The organism is Chitinophagaceae bacterium, from assembly GCA_007695095.1.
Lineage (GTDB): Bacteria > Bacteroidota > Bacteroidia > Chitinophagales > REEL01 > REEL01.
On sequence record REEL01000005.1, the window covers coordinates 1 to 2,689 of the forward strand.

Sequence of the window (2,689 nt, forward strand, 5' to 3'; positions counted from 1 at the left end):
TTGAGAAACATGCACATGATGAGGGAAGGCTAAAGGGTTATGATTTGGCTGATTATCTGGAAAGGATTGATTGGCGGTTGTTTAGGTCTGGTGGTTGATGGATGGTTTCCCTGCTGTTCATGCATATGATTATTTCACTTGAGATAAATTTTTCTTCACGAAATAATTTGTTCCGTATTATCTCTTTTCAGTTTGTGTCAATGGTCCCGGGATTCTTGTGTTAGCGCATCGTTTCACCTCTATCATTCAAATATAGAGTCATTTGGTTAACTAATCTAAAAATATTTCTGTTTTTTTGTAATAAATTCAAATCCAGAAATACTTTATTAGAAACAGATGTCAAAACCATGAAATCATTGAAAGAGGAATTTCTCGAAATACTTACAAATTATCAAGGGATATTATATAAAGTCAGCTTGGTATACTTTAAAAATAGAACTGATAGAGAAGACAATATTCAGGAAATCATTTATCAACTTTGGAAGTCGTACCCAACAATTAAAAATCATAATAGAATCGGTTCATGGATTTACGCTGTTTCAATAAATACTTCAATTTCAAGGGTTAAAAAGGTGTCACGAATTGAGTACAGAGAAACAGTCCCTGAAATACACGACAGCTCTGATTTAATTGATAATATTTCAAAGAATGAATCCTTGCAATTATTGCTAAATGCAATCTATAATCTTGAAGATGTTGACAAATCAATCATGCTGCTTTATTTGGAAGAAAAGAGCTATAATGAAATTGCTGATATTATTGGCATATCAAAGTCGAATGTGGGTGTTAGAATTAATCGGGCAAAAGAAGCACTAAAACAAAACATTAAAACACAAAGCCATGGAAAATAATGAGTTACAATTAATATGGAGAACTGTCAACTCTGATATTAAACAGAAATCCAGGGATGAATTAGATCTGTTATTATCGTCAAAGGCCAGACAAGTATTTACCGAATTTTTAATCTTGAATATTACTGCTATTCCAGTTTGTATAGGCTTAATGGTTTGGTTATTAATATCTACGGCTCATAGAATAGATGATCGCCTATATGTTGCAAACAATATCCTACTAGGGTCAATTGTATTGTTTGCGTTATTTTACGTAATCCGGGAATGGTATCGATTTAAACGGAGCAAAATGGATAAACCGGTCAAAGAATGGTTAGAGACAGAAATCAATCTGTTGTCTAAATGGCTAATTGGCAAATACAGGAGAATAAATTTTTATATCATCCCTATTATATACATCCTATCTGTTTTATCAATTCATGTCTACTATTCAGAGCTATATTTTACTGAAGTATTTCGTTCGGATAAATTCATAAATGAAGATATGTGGGGGTTTATTATTTTTACACCAATTCTTTTTGCTATTCTTTATTATAGTTTGATAAAACTCCGTAAGCATCAGATAAATAAATTGCAATTTCTAAAAGATCTGCACGATCGTCTTTGCAATTATTGCTAACGGTTGAGGCTAAAATCTGGCGTGCATTTCGGAGCACGTCACTGTCCACCACTGCAAAAGCCCATGCGGAGCAGAGCCCGTAAAACTCCCCATCTTGTCCCGTCCCGCACGTGCGGGATTGGCTATAGCATTGTCGGTTGATATTTTTAGTTTCTGTTTTCTGCACTTTTGTCAAAGGGCGTTTACCTTATTATCATTAATGGTAATTTATTCTCTATCAATTTTTAATATTGCAGATTTTCTGTAAAACTAAAACAGGAGCCAGGCTGATAATAATCCAAACATGATGCTGTATAAAATCGCTTCAAACTGAATTGTCCAAAAAACTCGCTTCTCTACAAATTCTTTTTTTAAGCATATCTTCAATGCCATCTTTTAGATTTGGTTGTATATCATGAGGGCTTCCATAATATTTGAAGCCAATAATATGAGCAAAGCAACGATTAAACCAATGTATTGCTGACGCCGAAAAACTATCGGCTTGGTAATCTTTTCAGGATTGGTTTTAAAAAGTGCTTTTATCTCGAACCTTGATATATTATAGGTAGAAACCGCAATTAAGGTGTAGGCTGCCATTTCATAAAGTCCACTTCGTCCCAAAACAGATAAAGATGGAGCAATTCTCTCGGCCATAGCAAATGTGAATGAATTTGACCCCAGAATAAGCCCATAAAGTAAGAACCAAACAGGTGGAATCAGATACCCTAATGGTATGTTATTTATTCTAAAGGATAAATTAAACAAAACTATAACCGAACTCATTGTAAGATTAATGATAAATAATCGTGTTAGTTCCTTGCCGATACTCAAAGAAATGTCGCTTCCAGCTAATTTTGAGGCAAGGCTCGTGTCTCTCATTATTCCTTCAGGGAAAAGGTGGAAACTTAAAAGCCAAGAAGCAAAAAATATCAATAATCCCAACAGGTATAATCCCAAAAACCGAATCAGGATATTTTTGTTGCATACATGTTTCTTCATTGTCTTACCCAAATTAGTTAGCGTACCTAAAATTTCACTTTCACTTATTTACATGCCTATGCAGGAAAAAAATTGACATTGTTGAGTAAAGTTTTTTTTTATAAAGATCAAAGAAGGTTATTAGCGTCAGGCCCTTTTCATAGGCTGCCACTTTCTATACGTCATGGAGCGCCATAGCCATTCAAGCGGGCCGAAGCGATAATGCTTCAGCCAATAGTGGCTCCAAACTACCTGGAGAATG

The 2,689-nt window shown here is 34.5% G+C and carries 4 protein-coding genes; 2 read left to right on the top strand and 2 right to left on the bottom strand.

Annotation, left to right across the window (positions count from 1 at the left end):
- The first annotated feature begins 347 nt into the window (after positions 1–347).
- On the top strand, positions 348–851 hold the full coding sequence (locus tag EA412_00085) for a sigma-70 family RNA polymerase sigma factor (GenBank protein ID TVR84866.1): 504 nt from the start codon (positions 348–350) through the stop codon (positions 849–851).
- Positions 841–1,470 carry a hypothetical protein gene (locus EA412_00090; GenBank protein ID TVR84867.1) on the top strand — a complete coding sequence of 210 codons (630 nt, stop codon included), beginning with the start codon at positions 841–843 and terminating at the stop codon, positions 1,468–1,470. Before EA412_00085 ends, EA412_00090 begins: the two co-directional genes overlap by 11 nt.
- A 375-nt stretch (positions 1,471–1,845) precedes the next feature.
- Here the strand turns inward: EA412_00090 and EA412_00095 are convergent, their stop codons facing one another.
- Positions 1,846–2,448, bottom strand: coding sequence for a hypothetical protein (locus tag EA412_00095; GenBank protein TVR84868.1), 603 nt, complete (start codon positions 2,446–2,448; stop codon positions 1,846–1,848).
- A 126-nt stretch (positions 2,449–2,574) separates the two neighbouring features.
- On the bottom strand, positions 2,575–2,689 hold a 115-nt coding region (locus EA412_00100), incomplete at its 5' end, for a DUF418 domain-containing protein (GenBank protein ID TVR84869.1).

Bases quoted from the DNA above. Each gene is read 5' to 3' on its own strand.
- EA412_00085 (TVR84866.1), top strand. From the start codon at position 348: ATGAAATCATTGAAAGAGGAATTTCTCGAAATACTTACAAATTATCAA.
- EA412_00090 (TVR84867.1), top strand. From the start codon at position 841: ATGGAAAATAATGAGTTACAATTAATATGGAGAACTGTCAACTCTGAT.
- EA412_00095 (TVR84868.1), bottom strand. From the start codon at position 2,448: ATGAAGAAACATGTATGCAACAAAAATATCCTGATTCGGTTTTTGGGA.